The sequence below is a fragment of the Mesorhizobium sp. WSM4884 genome, from assembly GCF_029625675.1.
GTDB lineage: Bacteria > Pseudomonadota > Alphaproteobacteria > Rhizobiales > Rhizobiaceae > Mesorhizobium.
The window spans coordinates 72,876-88,129 of sequence record NZ_JARTVO010000015.1; the positions used below are offsets into that span (position 1 = coordinate 72,876).

Annotated in this window: 17 protein-coding genes; 5 read left to right on the forward strand and 12 right to left on the reverse strand. The window is 61.2% G+C overall.

The features are described from left to right. The first annotated feature begins 401 nt into the window (after window positions 1-401). The 4 genes from P9236_RS22060 to P9236_RS22075 all read left to right on the forward strand — a co-directional run bounded on the left by P9236_RS22060 (window position 402) and on the right by P9236_RS22075 (window position 4,957). Window positions 402-1,274 (forward strand): oxidoreductase, encoded by an 873-nt coding sequence (locus tag P9236_RS22060; RefSeq protein WP_278076672.1) that lies wholly within the window; start codon window positions 402-404, stop codon window positions 1,272-1,274. 73 nt (window positions 1,275-1,347) lie between these two features. Further along, window positions 1,348-1,644 carry a hypothetical protein gene (locus P9236_RS22065; RefSeq protein ID WP_278076673.1) on the forward strand — a complete coding sequence of 99 codons (297 nt, stop codon included), beginning with the start codon at window positions 1,348-1,350 and terminating at the stop codon, window positions 1,642-1,644. A 455-nt stretch (window positions 1,645-2,099) separates the two neighbouring features. Beyond that, a complete protein-coding gene (locus P9236_RS22070) occupies window positions 2,100-4,319 on the forward strand; it encodes a mechanosensitive ion channel family protein (RefSeq protein ID WP_278076674.1) in 2,220 nt (739 codons plus the stop codon). 77 nt (window positions 4,320-4,396) lie between these two features. Then, window positions 4,397-4,957: a DUF1801 domain-containing protein gene (locus P9236_RS22075; RefSeq protein ID WP_278076675.1), complete on the forward strand. Its 561-nt coding sequence runs from the start codon at window positions 4,397-4,399 to the stop codon at window positions 4,955-4,957. Between the two features lie 256 nt (window positions 4,958-5,213). Here P9236_RS22075 and P9236_RS22080 read toward each other — a convergent pair whose 3' ends face one another. The 12 genes from P9236_RS22080 to P9236_RS22135 all read right to left on the reverse strand — a co-directional run bounded on the left by P9236_RS22080 (window position 5,214) and on the right by P9236_RS22135 (window position 14,297). After that, window positions 5,214-6,038 (reverse strand): DUF1445 domain-containing protein, encoded by an 825-nt coding sequence (locus P9236_RS22080; protein ID WP_278076676.1) that lies wholly within the window; start codon window positions 6,036-6,038, stop codon window positions 5,214-5,216. Window positions 6,039-6,205: 167 nt separating this feature from the next. Next, entirely contained in the window at window positions 6,206-7,021 is an 816-nt protein-coding gene (gene sctT, locus P9236_RS22085; protein WP_278076677.1) for a type III secretion system export apparatus subunit SctT, read from the reverse strand. A 9-nt stretch (window positions 7,022-7,030) separates the two neighbouring features. After that, complete coding sequence (locus P9236_RS22090; protein ID WP_126085461.1) at window positions 7,031-7,300, reverse strand: flagellar biosynthetic protein FliQ; 270 nt, start codon at window positions 7,298-7,300, stop codon at window positions 7,031-7,033. Between the two features lie 18 nt (window positions 7,301-7,318). Next, a complete protein-coding gene (sctR, locus tag P9236_RS22095; RefSeq protein ID WP_278076678.1) occupies window positions 7,319-7,972 on the reverse strand; it encodes a type III secretion system export apparatus subunit SctR in 654 nt (217 codons plus the stop codon). Beyond that, window positions 7,965-8,963 (reverse strand): type III secretion system cytoplasmic ring protein SctQ, encoded by a 999-nt coding sequence (sctQ, locus tag P9236_RS22100; RefSeq protein WP_278076730.1) that lies wholly within the window; start codon window positions 8,961-8,963, stop codon window positions 7,965-7,967. Before sctQ ends, sctR begins: the two co-directional genes overlap by 8 nt. Window positions 8,964-9,091: 128 nt before the next feature. Continuing rightward, window positions 9,092-9,580, reverse strand: a complete 489-nt coding sequence (locus tag P9236_RS22105) for a hypothetical protein (RefSeq protein WP_278076679.1) — start codon at window positions 9,578-9,580, stop codon at window positions 9,092-9,094. After that, a complete protein-coding gene (locus P9236_RS22110; RefSeq protein ID WP_278076680.1) occupies window positions 9,567-10,925 on the reverse strand; it encodes a FliI/YscN family ATPase in 1,359 nt (452 codons plus the stop codon). Before P9236_RS22110 ends, P9236_RS22105 begins: the two co-directional genes overlap by 14 nt. After that, window positions 10,922-11,542, reverse strand: a complete 621-nt coding sequence (gene sctL, locus P9236_RS22115) for a type III secretion system stator protein SctL (protein ID WP_347405200.1) — start codon at window positions 11,540-11,542, stop codon at window positions 10,922-10,924. Before sctL ends, P9236_RS22110 begins: the two co-directional genes overlap by 4 nt. After that, window positions 11,542-12,114: a hypothetical protein gene (locus P9236_RS22120; protein WP_278076681.1), complete on the reverse strand. Its 573-nt coding sequence runs from the start codon at window positions 12,112-12,114 to the stop codon at window positions 11,542-11,544. Before P9236_RS22120 ends, sctL begins: the two co-directional genes overlap by 1 nt. Window positions 12,115-12,161: 47 nt before the next feature. Beyond that, complete coding sequence (gene sctJ / locus P9236_RS22125; protein WP_278076682.1) at window positions 12,162-12,998, reverse strand: type III secretion inner membrane ring lipoprotein SctJ; 837 nt, start codon at window positions 12,996-12,998, stop codon at window positions 12,162-12,164. Window positions 12,999-13,008: 10 nt separating this feature from the next. Continuing rightward, on the reverse strand, window positions 13,009-13,629 hold the full coding sequence (locus tag P9236_RS22130; protein ID WP_278076683.1) for a hypothetical protein: 621 nt from the start codon (window positions 13,627-13,629) through the stop codon (window positions 13,009-13,011). Window positions 13,630-13,640: 11 nt separating this feature from the next. Beyond that, the gene (locus tag P9236_RS22135) at window positions 13,641-14,297 is read right to left on the reverse strand and encodes a type III secretion protein (RefSeq protein WP_278076684.1); all 657 of its coding nucleotides are present in this window, start codon (window positions 14,295-14,297) and stop codon (window positions 13,641-13,643) included. Between the two features lie 233 nt (window positions 14,298-14,530). Between P9236_RS22135 and P9236_RS22140 the strand changes: the two genes are divergently transcribed. After that, the gene (locus tag P9236_RS22140; RefSeq protein ID WP_278076685.1) at window positions 14,531-15,253 is read left to right on the forward strand and encodes a L,D-transpeptidase; all 723 of its coding nucleotides are present in this window, start codon (window positions 14,531-14,533) and stop codon (window positions 15,251-15,253) included. Window position 15,254: the final 1 nt, after the last annotated feature.

A 15,254-nucleotide genomic window follows, 5' to 3' on the forward strand; every position in this document is an offset into this window, starting at 1 on the left:
ATTAGCAACTACAGGAAAACGACTAAGCTCCCCTCTCAGCCGGCGGGCCCGCCAAGACGCCGGTCAGGCCCAGCGGCCACTCCAAGTCATACCCGCGTCTGCTGGGCCGCCCGGCCAACAATCTCTTCACCTCGATGAACGCCGGGCTGCCTGTCGAAGCGCGCCGGGCGGACGCAAGCCACGGCAATAGAACTGAAACTCAACTCACGCCGCCGGCTCGCCGAGGGTGACGCCGTATTTGGCGGTGATGGCCGCGAGCTTCGCCGCCGATATTCTTCTCATTCCCATTCGCTTGCCACCCCGCTGCAATGCGGAACGAGATCGGTGCTGTCCCGTTCCCGTTGAGGGGCAAATATCGCGGGACTTGCCTGTTACTCACGTCTGGAACGGAGGTGCCGAACATGGTCGATCAACATCGGAAGCAGCGTGTCTGGTTTGTGACCGGAGCCTCCAGCGGCTTTGGCCGGGCTGTGAGCGAGGCCGTCCTCGACCGCGGCGACCGGCTGGTGGCTACCGCCCGACACGTCGATGCGATACGCGGTTTTGCCCGTCGAGGCGGCGATCGGGCGCTGGCGCTGCCATTGGACGTCACCAGCGCGACGGCGGCAAAGGAAACGGTCGACGAGGCCGTGGCGCATTTCGGCAGGCTCGACGTGATTTTCAACAATGCCGGATACGGTCATGTCGGCGCCATCGAAGAACTCACCGAGGAAGAACTCCGGCAACAGGTCGAGGTCGACTTCTTCGGCGTCGTGAATGTCACGCGTGCAGCGCTTCCGCATCTGCGCCGGCTGCGCTCAGGCCACTTCGTGCAGATGTCGTCGCTCAACGGCGTCGAGCCATTGCCTGGCGGTGCTTTCTATTCCGCCGCCAAATTCGCAGTCGAAGGCTTCTCGGAAGCGCTCGCCGGCGAGGTGGCTCACCTCGGAATCAAGGTCATCATCGTCGAGCCGGCTCCGTTCCGCACACGATTTCTCAGCGGCGAGTCCGCGAGATGGTCGCGCCCGATGGGCGACTACGAAGCCAGCGTCGGCCAGGTGCGGCAGACGCTAAAGCAAATGGACGGCAATCAGCCGGGCGACCCTGCTCGCGCAGCGCAAGCCATCATTGAGGTCGTCGAGGCCGAGAATCCGCCCTTGCGGCTGCCGTTGGGACAGATCGCGGTCGACCACATCCGTGCGGCGCTCGATGCCGAAGCAAGAGAGCTCGATGCCTGGGCGCATGTGAGCACGTCGGTCGATTTTCCGCGAGCCAACGCAAACCTTTCTGCTTGAGCTTCGGCCGCGGACCGTCGCTTGGGTGTCCGAGATGGCTCCAGGATCCACATCGGCGCTTCCAGTCGGCCAAGTGCTCGAGATCACGTTCGCCACCTTTACGGCGCGGATCACCATTCACTCCGAACGCGAGCTGAGCGTGGAAATCATCGCGGGCGACAATGCCGGTTTCTCTGACACCGTCGAATATGAGGCGGTAGCGGTTCGCAAGGGCGTGACGGTTCTTTCATGGCAAGAGCATATCGGAAGCACCATCGTACACGTTCTTGATCTCACCTCCGGTCAGGCATACACCGCGGTAACACCAGCGAAAGGCGATTTCATGCGACTGACGGGTCGGATCGCAATCAAATCGGCAGGATCTATTTGACCGCCAGGCGCATCTTCACGCGGTAATATGCTAAGGATTTTTGAAGAATAGGCGCGTTTCTGCAGAATTGCGTGAAGTTACTATTTCAAGGTTACCAATACTACTTCAGGTCGATCGGACGATTTTTTGACTTTGCGGCATTCGATGGCACGCCGAAGCCGCCTTGAACAGCGCCCTCCCCACTCCCACCACGGCAATTTTTTCGTTGCAAAATCAATGGTCATGGCGGGCCGGAGGACATGCTGTAGATGTTGCGCCCGGCGCAACGGTCCAGCTCGGAACGATGGCGTCTTGCGCCACAACATCGGTTTCTTCAAGGTAGGAGCTGGGACGGGCATAGATGTCGTTGCTCGCCAATTCGACCAGAAGGTTGCAGCACGATGCCACTCATGATTCGACAATTGGGAGCCAGGAATCCGGCGCGCCCGGCGCGACGTCTCGGAGATCTGACCGCGATGTTTGTTCTGGTTGCGAGGCCGCTTGTCTTTGGAATCGCCCTCTTGTTGGCTGGACAGGCACAGGCGCAGGCGCCGGCGACCGTCCCGCCTGAAAGGGTCAAACAGCTATTCGAGCTTCTCGACGATCCGTCGGTGAAGGCCTGGGTGGCCGAACAAAGAAAGCAGGGCTCCGGGGCGACGGGAGCGCCTGCCGAGGCGGGAGCTTCGCCGGCCGACACATCGTCCGACGCCGTGGCCGCACCAGGCCAGATGAATACGATGGCATCCTCGGCGCTGGATCGGATCAAGCATCACATCCAAAGAATCGTACGGACTTTGCCCTTGCTGCCAGGCCAGTTCGCGCGCGTTCGGACAGAGACCATGGACGATATGTCCAGCAGAGGCCCGGCCGGCGTATTCATGCTGATCGCGATCTTCATCGCTGCCGGCGTGGCGCTCACCTGGGCAACGTACAGGCTCACCCGCCCGTTTCGTCTCTGGGTCATAGCGCAGCCGAAGGATACGCCCATCGGGCGGGCCAAGAAGATCGGCGGCCGTATGCTTTATTCCAGCCTGCTGATCGTTTCGTTCGCGCTGGGCAGCGCCGGCGCGTTCATGTTGTTCGACTGGCCAATGCTTATCCGCGAGATCGTGCTGACGTTCCTGATGGCTGCAGTCGTTACAGCGGGTGTGCGCATGTACCTCGCAGCCATCCTCGTCCCTTCCTTCATGAAGGTCGAGAGCGCCGTCGAGGTTCGTGCTCTGCCGATCACCAACGAAACGGCCGACCATTGGTTCTATTGGCTACCCCGGATCGTCGGCGTCTTTGCTTTCTTCGCCGCCGCGTTCATCCTCTTGCCGGGTCTCGGCATCGATCGGGACGGAATGCTGGTCCTGTCAACGGGCGCCGATTTCGTACTGCTGCTGCTCTTGCTGCTTGCCATCTGGCGCCGGCCAAGAATCGAGCAAGAGAGTGCGCACCACCACGCGGAAGCGACATGGCTGTTGACGTCCTATTTCGTCGCCCTGTTCCTGCTGCGCATCGCCGGCCTCAATATATTATTCTGGTTTACCTTCGCCGCATTCTTCCTGCCTTTGGCAGTCGTGCTGACGCAGCGCGGGGTCAATTTCGTCCTGCGGCCGGGTTCGGAGGATGCTGGCCGGCCTACGATCCCGGCGGTGACGATCGCTGTAATCGATCGGGGAGTCCGGATGATCCTGATCCTGACGGCGGCTTATTTTCTCGCGCGTGTCTGGGGTCTGGACATGCAGTCGATGCGCGACAGCGATACGACGACCACGCTCGTATTGCGCGGCTTGATCAATGTCATGGTCATCGCACTGGCAGCCGATTTCGGCTGGTCGATCATCAAAGCCTTGATCGAACGAAAGCTGGGCGTCGAAACACCGCACGCGGTGATCGACGACGAGGAGGTCCCGATCCTCGATCCGCAGCAGGCGCGGCTGCGCACGCTCTTGCCGATCATCCAGAACATTCTGCTCGCGGTAATCGTCGTGATGGCGGTGCTGATGATGCTCGCATCAATGGGTATCGAGATCGGCCCGCTGATCGCCGGCGCCGGCGTTGTCGGCGTCGCTGTAGGATTTGGAGCTCAAACCATAGTCAAGGACGTCATTTCGGGCGTGTTTTTTCTGCTCGATGATGCGTTTCGTGTCGGCGAATACATTACATCCGGCCGTTATGTTGGAACGGTGGAGAGCTTTTCGCTGCGCTCGGTGAAGCTGCGCCACCATCGTGGCCCACTGTTCACAATACCCTTCGGTGAACTCGGAGCAGTCCAGAACCAGAGCCGCGACTGGGTCACCGACAAGTTCAACATCACCGTCGGCTACGACACCGATATCGACTTCGCTCGCAGGCTGATCAAGCGGGTCGGCCTCGAACTGGCGGAAGATCCCGAATTCAAAAACTGGGTGATCTCACCGATCAAGATGCAGGGCGTGCAGGAATTCGGCGAATACGGCATCGTCTTGAGGGTCAAGGTCACAACCAGACCGGGAGGCGCCTTCAACATGAAACGCAAATTCTATGTACGCATTCGCCAAGTCTTCAAGGAGCAGGGCATCGAACTGCCATTCCCGACCGTCCACGTCGAGGGGCTACAGAACCCACGTGCAGCAGAGAACGCGCCGTTGCAGGTCACACCCGAGCTGAAACTGGCCGTCGCGCAGTCCCACACCAATCGGCGCAGGAAGAAAACCAGCACAACGGAGTAGAAAGCTGTGACAGAGGTGATGTTGGCTCCTAACCGACGCGCCGACAGCTGCCGAACTTAGAGCGACGGAGGTGCAGCATGGAGATGGCGTATCGAGAGCGGTGGCAGGCAGAGATTGCCGCACTGCAGAAGGTCTTGTCCGAGTTTGGCCTAAGTGAGGAGTGCAAGTGGGGAAAGCCCTGCTACACGATGGCTGGAAAAAATATCGTCATCATTCAGGGCTTCAAAGAATATTGCGCGTTGGGCTTCTTCCAGGGTGCGCTACTGAAGGACCCCAAGAAGCTGCTGGTGCAGCTCGGGCAGGTTCAGGCAGCGCGGGTGATAAAATTCACCAGCGCCAAGGAGATTGCGACGAAAGCGAACACCATCAAGGCCTACGTGCGCGAGGCCGTGGCGGCCGAGAAGGCTGGAATGAAGGTTGAGACGAAGCCCCCAGAGGTTCCCGTGCCTGAGGAGTTGAAAGAGAAGTTCCGCAACGATCCGCGGTTCAAGCGCGCGTTCGAGGCGCTGACGCCGGGTCGGCAAAGAGGATACCTGTTTCACTTCGCCAGCGCCAAGCAGTCTGGGACACGGACCGCGCGGATCGAGAAGGCGATGCCTGCAATTTTCGAAGGACGAGGGTTCCTGGAGCGGCGATAGATCGTGAAACTGTTGATGCCTACCGAGTGATAGTCTTCTTAACGGTATCCGACGCTGTGAGCCAAACAGCCTCGGCAGTTCGCTGCGCAATATTCTCTCGAACCATCCGAAATTAGCCCATTCTGCCCTTACTCCCCACTCGATCGTTCTGAGTCATCGTAACCTATTGATTTAGCAGCGCAAAGTTTTTCTGCGCTCCCTGCATGGCCTGGCCGTCAGCACCCCGATCGTCAACTTCCGAAGATGAAGATAATTGTCAAAACTTGAAAGCGCCCGCATCCGCTTTTGCGTCATCGTCAGTGATCGACATACGCCCTGGCGATATCGAGATCGAGATCGCGAGTTCGGCACGGGCAAGCGCGTCCTGAGCGGTCAGGCTGCTGGCCCAGAAAACGGGGACCTCGCCTTCCATGATTTCTACCGCATCGCCCCAATCCGGTGCCATCAAATCTTCTATTCCGATGATCGTGGGGTCTCCGACATGGATTGGAGAGCCGTGGGCGTCCGGGAAGCGTGCCGTCAGGGCGCGTACCTTGTCGACATCGCAACGCCTTATCGGGCGCATCGAAACGACCATTTCGCCACCAAACGGACCGGCGCGCCAGGTCTCGATTCCGGTCCGAAACTTGGGCAACGCCTTGCCGTGGCCAACGCTGCGGAGCATTACGCCCTTTTCGACCAATGCCGCTTCGACGGTAAGCAAGCTGCCGAGCGCAAATGCCGCAAAGTCATCCCGCCACAAGTCGATGATATCCGTCCTGCGGCCGGTGAGCTCACCGTAACGATAGATGTTGTATTGGGGGGCATCGGTACGGATGTCGATGTTGCCCAGAGTCGGGATCAGCGGGCTGCCAACGCGACTGACGCCAACCAACGGACAGGGCTTTGGATTGCGCACGCAAAACTGATGGAAATCGCTGGCAAAGCGGCTGGGCACAATCACAACGTTCGCCTGAAGCTTGCCGCTCGCAAGCCCTCCCGTGTACCCTTCATAGGCGCCCATCCTAACCAGCCTGCGCAGCTTGTCTGCATCGACCAGTCGCAAATTGTCATAGAACAATGAAGTGGTCTGGCGAGGCATGGCGTCCGAGAGTATGCACGTTTCACAGACACGTCGAAAGAGCGTAAGATCATCGCCTGGCTATTCGCTTGTCAAATTGTCAGAATCTTTCCTCATTGATAAATTGTATTTATTTGTTAGCCAGCGAATGCTTACCTATTAGCATTTTTGCATAGACATACTGACTCTCATTGACAGCTCAGGCAGCCGATCGCTTGTAACTGACGGCCTGCCTCGCGCAGGAAGCCGAGATCGCGGTTCATGTACGAGAGCAGGAAAGCCGCGTAGAGGACAAAGACCAGGCTGAAGACCAGTGTCTTGACGACCAGCGAAAGCGCGAAAACATTGAGGTGCGGCGACGCCCGCGCCAGGAAGGCCAGCACAATATCGGACAAGAGCATGCTGATGATGAGCGGGAAAACGAGGGTCAGCGCCATCACCAGAATGCGGTTCAGCAAGCCGAGGAAGATCCCGGCCGCGTCCTTGCTGAACAGTGGCAGAAGTCGATCGATCGGCCAAAGGTCGTAGCTGTCGTAGAGACTGGTCAGACAAAGTTGCAGGCCGCCGGCTGCGAGGTAGATCGTGACCATGATGACGGCGAGGAAGGTGCCGGTGGCACCGGTCTCATGGGTCATCATCGGATCGATCAACGTCCCCATCGTGGAACCGCGCTGCAAATCCAGGATATCGCCCGCGGCTTCCGCCGCCCAGAATGGTATTCCCATCGCCAGGCCGAGCGTTACGCCGACCACGACCTCCTTGAGCATGTAGAGCACGACCATCGTCGTCTGGAGATCGGTGCTCGTCAGCTTGTTGACGATCATCGGGAAGATCGGAACTGCCAGCGCCAGCGCCACACCGCTGCGCAGAAGCCCTGACAACGGCACGCGCGAAAAGAGCGGCATCAGGAGCATGAACCCGGTCATGCGGGCGAGCGCGAAAGCGCCTGCCAGGAGGTAGAACTGAAGCTCCTTGATCGAGGTGAACAGTGGTTCGGCCGACATCCGCGTGCCTCAACGCGTGACGACGGGGAACTCGTCCAGCGCCGTCGAGGCCTGCTGCGCGATCTGCTGGCCAAGTAGCGGACCGAAGACCATGATGACCAGCAAGATCACGACGAGCTTGATGGTCTGCGGCAACGACTGATCCTGGATCTGAGTCAACGCCTGGGCAAGGCCGACAAGGATGCCGACGGCTAGCGCCGCGATAATCGCCGGGCTCGACGCCAGCAACACCGTCAGAAGCGCACCTTGGACCTTCGCCAGGATGAAGTCATTGCTCATGCAAAACCCCCAGCGGCGTCAGCCATAGCTCAGAATGAGGCCATGCATCAGCCGCGACCACCCGTCTATGGCGACGAAGAGGAATAGCTTCAGCGGGATCGAAATAAGGACCGGCGAAACCATGATCATGCCGAGCGTCATCAGGACATTCGCAACAACGAGATCGATAATGAGGAAAGGAAGATAGAGCAGGAAGCCGATTTCGAAGGCCCGGGTAAGTTCGGATGCGACAAAGGCAGGGACAAGGATCGACAGATCGTCGTCTTTGAGATTTTGCCGGGCCTGTTCCGGCCACAGACGGTTCGTTCCGTCGAGAAAGAACTGCCGTTCTTGCGGCTGGGTGAATCTCATGAGGTGGCGCTGCAAAGGTTCCCTGACCAGTTGCGCCGCCCGCGCAAGGTCATCCGTCGTCTGGAACTGGACCTGCCCTTCCTGAAGCCGGCTCGACATTTCGCTCAGCAATGGCGTGGTGACATAGACCGTCAGCACGAGCGCGATGCCGTAGAGCACCAGATTGGGCGGCATTTGCTGAACGCCGAGCGCATTGCGGATGAGAAACAGCACGACCGAAATCTTCAGGAAGCCTGTCATCGTGACGACCGCCAGCGGCAGCAGCCCGACCACGCCGACGGCGATCAGAATTCCAAGCAGGTTGGGTGAGTTATCAAGCATTGTCGAACATTCGGACGATCCGCACGCCCAGGCTTTCTCCGATCCGCACGATCTCACCACGACCGACCCTCCTGCCGTTGGCGAGGATGTCGACAGTCGCCTCGGCCACATCGGCGAGCGGAACGATGGCGCCGGGCGCAAGCTGCCTTATTTCCGCTAGGGGCATTGCGGTGCGGGCGACCTCGAAGGCAAGCGCGATCACCAATTCGTCCAAAGTCGATTCTTCCAAGGTCTGCCCGGCTGGCGGCGGCGTATTCTGGTTCATGGTCCACTCCCAATTCGATCCAGCGATTGCAGTCGGCGCGGCAAGCAATTGCGGGCCATCGGCTGTCAGGGCCACCGGCGCATAAAGGCGCTCTCCAATGACGAGCGCCGCCATCTCCTCCGCATCGCGGAAAAGCACCACATCGTCAGGCTGCAGGGTTTGAAGCTCGCCAAGGGTGATCGCAAGCGGGCCGCGCCGTAAGCAGATCGGCAGCGGAAATTCAGCCGGGACCGGCGGTCTGGTCCTGCCCAGTTCGTCGAGAAGACGGCCGATCCGCACCACCAGACCGGTATCGTTCGTGGTCAAGACGCAGCCTATCGATTCGTCCTTGCCGGTCAGGACAAAAGCGAATGGAGTTTCGCCCGAGACGGTATTTCCCGGCGCGACCGAGGTGATCTCGATCCTCTCATCCAGCTTGCCCTCGATCCATTCGAGATCGTCTTCGAATGCAGTCTCCAGCAGCAGTGCGGCGTGCGCGGGCGCCAGCCGTTTCGTATCGATCGTTCCGTCGATCCTGGCGAGACCTCGCTCGACAACCGAAAGCGGCAGGCACAATTGCCCGACCGTATCGCCGACGGTGAGCCCAATCGCGCATTGCGGCTTGTCCGCAGAGTTCGGCGCCGGCCAGATGGATGCGATCGCCATGGCCTTTCCCGCAAGGGTGATCTCCGCGGCCGCGCGGCGACGGTAAAAGGCGTTCAACGCGCCAACATCCGCGCGCGCCACGGTTTCCAATGTCAGCCGTGCTCCACCGCCCGAGCCTGCGGCGGCCCGTTTCGCCGGTTTCAGCCGCGCTTTCCTTTTCGCCGGAGCGAAGTCTTGAGGCGTCACATCCATGTCGATCACGAATTGGGCTATCGTTCCGCGGGCGGGCGCGGTTGGCCGCGCTCCTCTTCCTCGGAAAGCTCGGCGAGGGCCAAGCGACGACGCGCGTTGCGTTTGGCCAGTTGCTCCGACAGCCTGTCCAGCTTGGTCACCGCCTCCATGCTCGCGCGGTGATCATTGCGGGCCACCGACAGCTCCGCCTGGCGTTGCTGCTCGGCGAGCGCCGCCATCTTCGCGGTTTCCCGCAACTGCTCGGTTTTTCTCGCAGCGCTCTCGAACCGCCCCTGAAGCCGGTGGAGCCTGGCGGCCTTTACCGGCTGTCCAACGAGCGCCCCGAAGGCCGCGTCTTCGGCGTCGACCGTGCGCTCGAGATGATCCGTTACCGCGACGGCGGCCTCCTGGCCCTGCCTTGCCGCCCTCTGCGCAGCCGCGCGCCTTCTGACCACATCTTCCCTGGCGCGCTCTTCACGGCGGCTTCTGAGGTCGCGCAAGCGGGCGATCATGTCACGTTCCTTCATCGACGATCTCCCGCATCAATTGCCGAGTCTTCTCGATACTCTCATGAGCGGCGGATCCCTGCCGCAGGAAGGCGGTGATGGCGTCAATCTTCGCCATCGCCTCGTCCGCCACGGCATCGCTGCCTTTTTCGTACTCGCCGACACGCACGAGAAGTTCGATGTCGGCATAGCGGGCGAGCAATTCGCGCAGGTGGCCGGCGTCGGTCCGATGTGTCGGCGGCACAACGGCATCCATCAGGCGGCTCCTGCTGCGCAGGATGTCGATGGCTGGAAAATGGTTGCGTTGCGCAAGTTCGCTCGACAGGAAGACATGGCCATCGAGCAGCGCCTGGATTTCCTCGGCCACCGGATCCAGCGTTCCGTCGCCTTCCAGAAGGACGCTGTAGAGGCTTGTGATGGACCCGATGCGACCAGGCCCCGAGCGCTCGAGCAGGCGCGGCAGAACCGCGAACAGCGAAGACGGAAAACCTCTTCGCGTCGGCGGCTCGCCCGAGGCCAGGCCAATTTCACGCTGCGCTCGGGCGAAGCGCGTTATGTTGTCCATCGCAAGCAGCACATGCTTGCCCTGGTCGCGAAAAAATTCGGCGATGCTGGTCGCCACATAAGCGGCCTTGACGCGCTCGATGGCGGGCCGGTCCGACGTGGCGACGACGACGACCGCCCGCTCCCGACCTTTCGGTCCAAGCTGGTGTTCGACGAACTCGCGCACCTCGCGCCCACGTTCGCCGACGAGGGCGACTACCGCAACATCGGCGTCGGTGCCGCTGACGATATCGGAGAGCAGGATCGACTTGCCGACGCCGGGTTCGCCGAATATGCCGACGCGCTGCCCGCGCGCGCAGGTGAGCAGCCCATCGAGGGCGCGGATGCCAAGCTGGATCGGCTCGGAAATCAGAGTGCGCTCCAGCGGAGACGGCGGATAGGCATTGACCGGATAGCTGCCGACAATACCGTCCGGCGAAAGCGGCCTGCCATCCAATGGCTCGCCGAACGCGCTGATCACGCGGCCGAGGAGGCCGGGTCCGACGGCGACCAGCTGCTCCTTTCCGGTCGCGACGACCTCGGTCAGGCTTGAAAGGCCGGTCAGATCGCCCAGCTGAACGAGGATCGCCATCTCATCCATGAGCCCGACGACTTCCGCCTTGGTCCTCCTGCCGGCCTTGGGGTCTACCAGCTCGCATATCTCGCCGATCCGGGCTTCTTCCACAGTCGCATGAATGACTGTGCCGATCACCCGCCGCACACGCCCTTTCCTGGGACGGCTGGCATCGTCGCGCAGGCCGGAACGGAGGTTCGGAATGATGGACGCCAGGCGGCCCTCGACATCGATGGCTGGACCTGTCATGCCGACGCCTCGGCCTTTGACGAGATTGCGGCGGCGATGGCATCGAGCTGAGCGTCGATGCTGGCATCGATGACGGCGACATCGGTCGAAAGGATGCAAGCACCCTGCGCCAGCGCATGGTCCGTGTCGATTTCGACCGTCATGCCCAGATCGCTCTTGCGCAGGACCGCGTCCAATTCTTCGCGAACTCTGCCCACGGAAGCGGGATGGACCCGGACCTTCAGATATTTGGCTCGGCGAATTTCGGTCACGGCCTGCCTTGCGGCCCTTGCCACGAGCGTGCCGACGTCGAATTCCCCGAGAATTCGCCTGACAACCTCGAGGGCGAGACCGGTGACTTCGGCTTCTAGCCCACCGAGATAGCGATCGACCTTGACCGCTGTTTCGCTTATCAACCGGCTGGCATCTGCATCGCCTTGCGCCTTGCCGTCCTCATAACCCTGCGCGTATTCGGCTGCATAAGCACGCCGGGCTGCTTCGCGCATCCGCTGGGCATCCTGCCTCGCCTCCTCAAGAAATGCATAGCCATCCTGCCGCGCGCGCGCCTCGGCGGCGCGCAGGATGCGGGCGTAAGGCCGCCTTGGCATATCGGTGATCGCAGGGCCCGGTTCGACCATCACGCCAACTCCATAGCGCGCCGGACGATCGGCGGACCGCACTCGATGAAAGCCTTGGCCGTCCGGTCGATGAGTTCGTGCGGCATGAGCTTGAGGCGAACGCGCACGCCCGTCTCATGTGGCATCGCCTGGCACCACCCGCCAAGGCAGCTCAGGCCATCGGCATAGACGCGGCTGCGGATATCTTCCAAGGGCTCCAACAGCCGCACTGGACCGGCCAGGTCGCGGTTGGCGACGGCTAAAGTACAGAGATCGGCGCCGAGCGCCACCTGCAGCGCATCGGCCTCGCGTCCGTCAATGACGGCGGCAAGACTGCCCGCCCAGTAGATTGCTCCCGAGCGAAGAGCGAGATCCTCCAGCTCCTCGCCCGACGACAGGGCGATCGCCCGATCCACTTCGTCGGACGGTTCATCGGCAGCGTGAGAGAGCCGGTAGTGCTCCAGCAGATGCTTCGACAACCGCTCATGCAGGCGTTGCGACTGCAGCATACGTTGGCAGGCAGCCTCGCTGATCATGCCATCAAAACATTCCGCGAGCCGGGCCGCGTCCGCATAGGTTGCGAGGCCGGACATGAATGCCCGCCACTGCGGGCTGGCGGCTTGCTCCGAGCGGGCTGGGGTCATGTCTTCTTCACAGGTATTGCGGAAGCGTCGAGGGCGTAGACACCGGGCCTCCGGTACCACTGCAGGTACGCAAGCCGGGCGGCCAGCGCGAGTATGGCCGCCGCCATGCCGTAGAACAGCCACATCGCGGCCGCCACGCTATCCGGATGCAGCCAGAGACCAAGGAAGGTCGTGAAGCCTGCCTCGGAGTCCGGTTCAGGGGCTGTCGCGGCAACCGGAATGAGCGTGACGGAGACGTTGTCGTAGGTGAGGCCGGCGATGCCCTTGGCCACCAGCATCTTGACCTGCGGGATCAGCTCATTCATCGGCACGGATGCACGATGCCGGATGAACACGGAGGCGGACGACGGGACCAACTGCTGTCTCAGCGGATCGTTCTCGGGCAGGACAAGATGAACACGCGCGGAAAGCACGCCGTCGATATCCGAGATTGTCTGCGAAAGCTCCTGGCTCAGGCCATAGATCATCGTTGCCCGCTCTTCCACCGGCGAAGAGACGAGCCCGTCCCTCTTGAACACCTCGCCCAGCGTCTGGAATTCCTGTTTGGGCAAACCGCTTTCGTCGAGAATAGCCATGGCTTCGGCGAAATGGCCCTTCTGTACCGAAACCGTCATCTTGCCGTCCTTGCCGGCCTCGCGTTGTGCCGGAATCCCGTGACGCATCAGCGTGGCCACGATCTCGTTGGCTTGCCGCTGATTGAGGTTGGAATAGAGCTCCACCGAACAGGCCTGGAGCAAAAGCATGGCCACGAGAACAAGCGTGACGCGGCACGCCGCGATACATCGATTGAACAGCGCCGACCGCCGCGGCAGGACCAATTCGGGCACGAGCACTTCGCAGCGCCTATTGTTGCTTGATCAGCGTGCTGGTGGACGACGTCACGGCCTTTACGCTGCTCGTCACGACTTCGAGATTGGCTGCCGCCCACATCACCGAAATGGATCGTTCGAGCAACTGCTCGGCATTCTTTGCCGGTGCATTTTCCGCTTCTTTGCCCGACGGCGTGGCATCCTGCGTAGCGGCCGTTTCGGCGTTTGCCGGCGTATTCGCTTTGCCGAGGGCCTTTTGGACCTGCTGCATGGTTCCTTCCAGCGACTGAACGGCGGAACCCAACAGGGCCGAGGGATCCGTGACCGCTCCTCCTCCAGTCTTCTCCACCTCAGCCAGATAGTCGAAGAGTTTGTGTTCGACGATCGGCCCTGCCCTTTCCGACTTGGAAGACTGTCCGGCCATTGCCGGATTGGCTCCGGACGATGTCTGTGCCACCTGCTGGCCCGCGCGTGCAGCGACATCGCCGCGCTCTGGCGCGTTGAGCTGCACGGCATCGTGCTTTTCCTGCTTGGCGCCAACCATCCGGTTGCCCGGCTGCGCCGCCGCACCGGCGGTGATCTGCTGTTGCGGGCTTACGCTGGTGGTCAAGGTGGCCAGCGTCGCCTCCAAGGCTCCAATCGGCGCGATCTGCATGAAGCTGCCTCCTATTCCTTAGTCGGTTTTCCGGAGGGGACAGTTTGCGCCTCCGCCTGCTTTCCGCGGAAAACGCGGACCGAAACAACTTTGCCCGGCTCCTGCTTGTTGCCCTTCGCGGCAGGAACCCCGAGTGTCTTCCTGACGAGCTCGATGTAGGACGGCGGCCCCGATACCGAGACGACATCGTCCTGCCTGGAGACCTTCACCGGGAACTTCGGATCGATGACGCCCAGCCGCGAAAGCCGGTCTTCCGCGTCGGCTGCCGTGTTGGCATCAAGCGGAATCATCTCCGTCTGGACCTCAGCTTCGGTGGCGACGTTCATGACGATACCGTCGAAATGCCAGACCAGACCGTATCGATTGCAAATCTCTTCAAGAAACTCGCGCGCCGTTCCAACCGGCATGCCGGCGCTCAAGCGCCCCTTTACCAGCTTGCTGACACGCATCGGCACTCGCATGTTGCGGCCAAGCTCGACCAGCGCGTCCGTCACCGACTGATCGATGGTGATGTATTTGTAAGGACCGGCGGGCCAGCGCGGCTCGGCGGCATCCGCCCGCGAAGCAGCGAGGCCGAACATCAGCATGACCGCGAGGCCGCCGGCCACGAAGGCGGCATTGGCTTTCGACAACCGGTGCGCTTGGCAGGTACCGCGTGCCGTCAACATTGGTCCTATCGCAAGGGCGCGGAGCGATGGTCCGCGTCGCCGTCTCATGATTTACCCGCCACGTTTCATCCTATCGCGCGCGTTGCCAAATTGGAAGTCCAATTGGATTGCCAATGCATACTTGGTTCCAAATGTTGCGAATGACGAGCAAAGCGATATGGTGCGCATGGAATCAGGCAGAGGCGGTTGGTGGTTGCCGGTTTCCTGCTCGAATTTGAAAGGGATCAGCCCCGGTGGCAGCACGCAGGAACCTGCTCTCGAGCTCGAAAGCTCCTGCGGGCATTCTAGGGCGCTGGACTCTGACCGACCCGCGTCTCGTCGGGGGCCTGTGTGAGTCGGTTCTGGTTGTCGCCACGTTGACCGCCGGCATGGCGCCGGCGCAGGGTCAGTCGAATAGCGGCTATGACCCGCGAAGCTGGGGCTACGATCAAACCCGAAATGTACTGATCTCGCCATCCGCTCCCGACCAGCCCCCTGGTGGAGAAAAGCGGCCGGCATGGTCGGCAATCCCCAAGGAGGTCGTCGATTTCGGTGAGGTTCAACCGAAGGGATCGATTGTGATCAACACCACGGAGCGACGCCTCTATTACATATTGGGAAACGGCAAGGCGCTGCGATATGCGGTGGGCGTCGGCAAGGAGGGGCTCGAGTGGTCGGGTCGCGACACGATCTCGGGCAAGAAGGACTGGCCGGATTGGCAGCCGCCGGCCGAAATGCGTTCCAGGGAAGCATCGAAAGGCCGCTTCCTGCCCGTTAGGGTCGCGGGAGGCCCCAACAACCCGTTGGGCGCGCGCGCCTTGTACATCGGCAACACGCTTTATCGCGTCCACGGCACCAATCAGCCATGGACTGTCGGACAGGCCAACTCCTCCGGTTGCATTCGAATGACCAACGAAGACGTTATCGACCTATATGACCGAGTGAAGATCGGCGCCCAGATTATTGTCCGGCATTGAA

Bases quoted from the DNA above. Each gene is read 5' to 3' on its own strand.
- P9236_RS22090 (WP_126085461.1), bottom strand. From the start codon at position 7,300: ATGAGCAATGACTTCATCCTGGCGAAGGTCCAAGGTGCGCTTCTGACG.
- P9236_RS22075 (WP_278076675.1), top strand. From the start codon at position 4,397: ATGGAGATGGCGTATCGAGAGCGGTGGCAGGCAGAGATTGCCGCACTG.
- P9236_RS22135 (WP_278076684.1), bottom strand. From the start codon at position 14,297: ATGTTGACGGCACGCGGTACCTGCCAAGCGCACCGGTTGTCGAAAGCC.
- P9236_RS22060 (WP_278076672.1), top strand. From the start codon at position 402: ATGGTCGATCAACATCGGAAGCAGCGTGTCTGGTTTGTGACCGGAGCC.
- P9236_RS22070 (WP_278076674.1), top strand. From the start codon at position 2,100: ATGTTTGTTCTGGTTGCGAGGCCGCTTGTCTTTGGAATCGCCCTCTTG.
- sctT (WP_278076677.1), bottom strand. From the start codon at position 7,021: ATGTCGGCCGAACCACTGTTCACCTCGATCAAGGAGCTTCAGTTCTAC.
- P9236_RS22110 (WP_278076680.1), bottom strand. From the start codon at position 10,925: ATGACAGGTCCAGCCATCGATGTCGAGGGCCGCCTGGCGTCCATCATT.
- P9236_RS22120 (WP_278076681.1), bottom strand. From the start codon at position 12,114: ATGTCCGGCCTCGCAACCTATGCGGACGCGGCCCGGCTCGCGGAATGT.
- sctL (WP_347405200.1), bottom strand. From the start codon at position 11,542: ATGGTCGAACCGGGCCCTGCGATCACCGATATGCCAAGGCGGCCTTAC.
- P9236_RS22105 (WP_278076679.1), bottom strand. From the start codon at position 9,580: ATGAAGGAACGTGACATGATCGCCCGCTTGCGCGACCTCAGAAGCCGC.
- P9236_RS22130 (WP_278076683.1), bottom strand. From the start codon at position 13,629: ATGCAGATCGCGCCGATTGGAGCCTTGGAGGCGACGCTGGCCACCTTG.
- P9236_RS22080 (WP_278076676.1), bottom strand. From the start codon at position 6,038: ATGCCTCGCCAGACCACTTCATTGTTCTATGACAATTTGCGACTGGTC.
- sctR (WP_278076678.1), bottom strand. From the start codon at position 7,972: ATGCTTGATAACTCACCCAACCTGCTTGGAATTCTGATCGCCGTCGGC.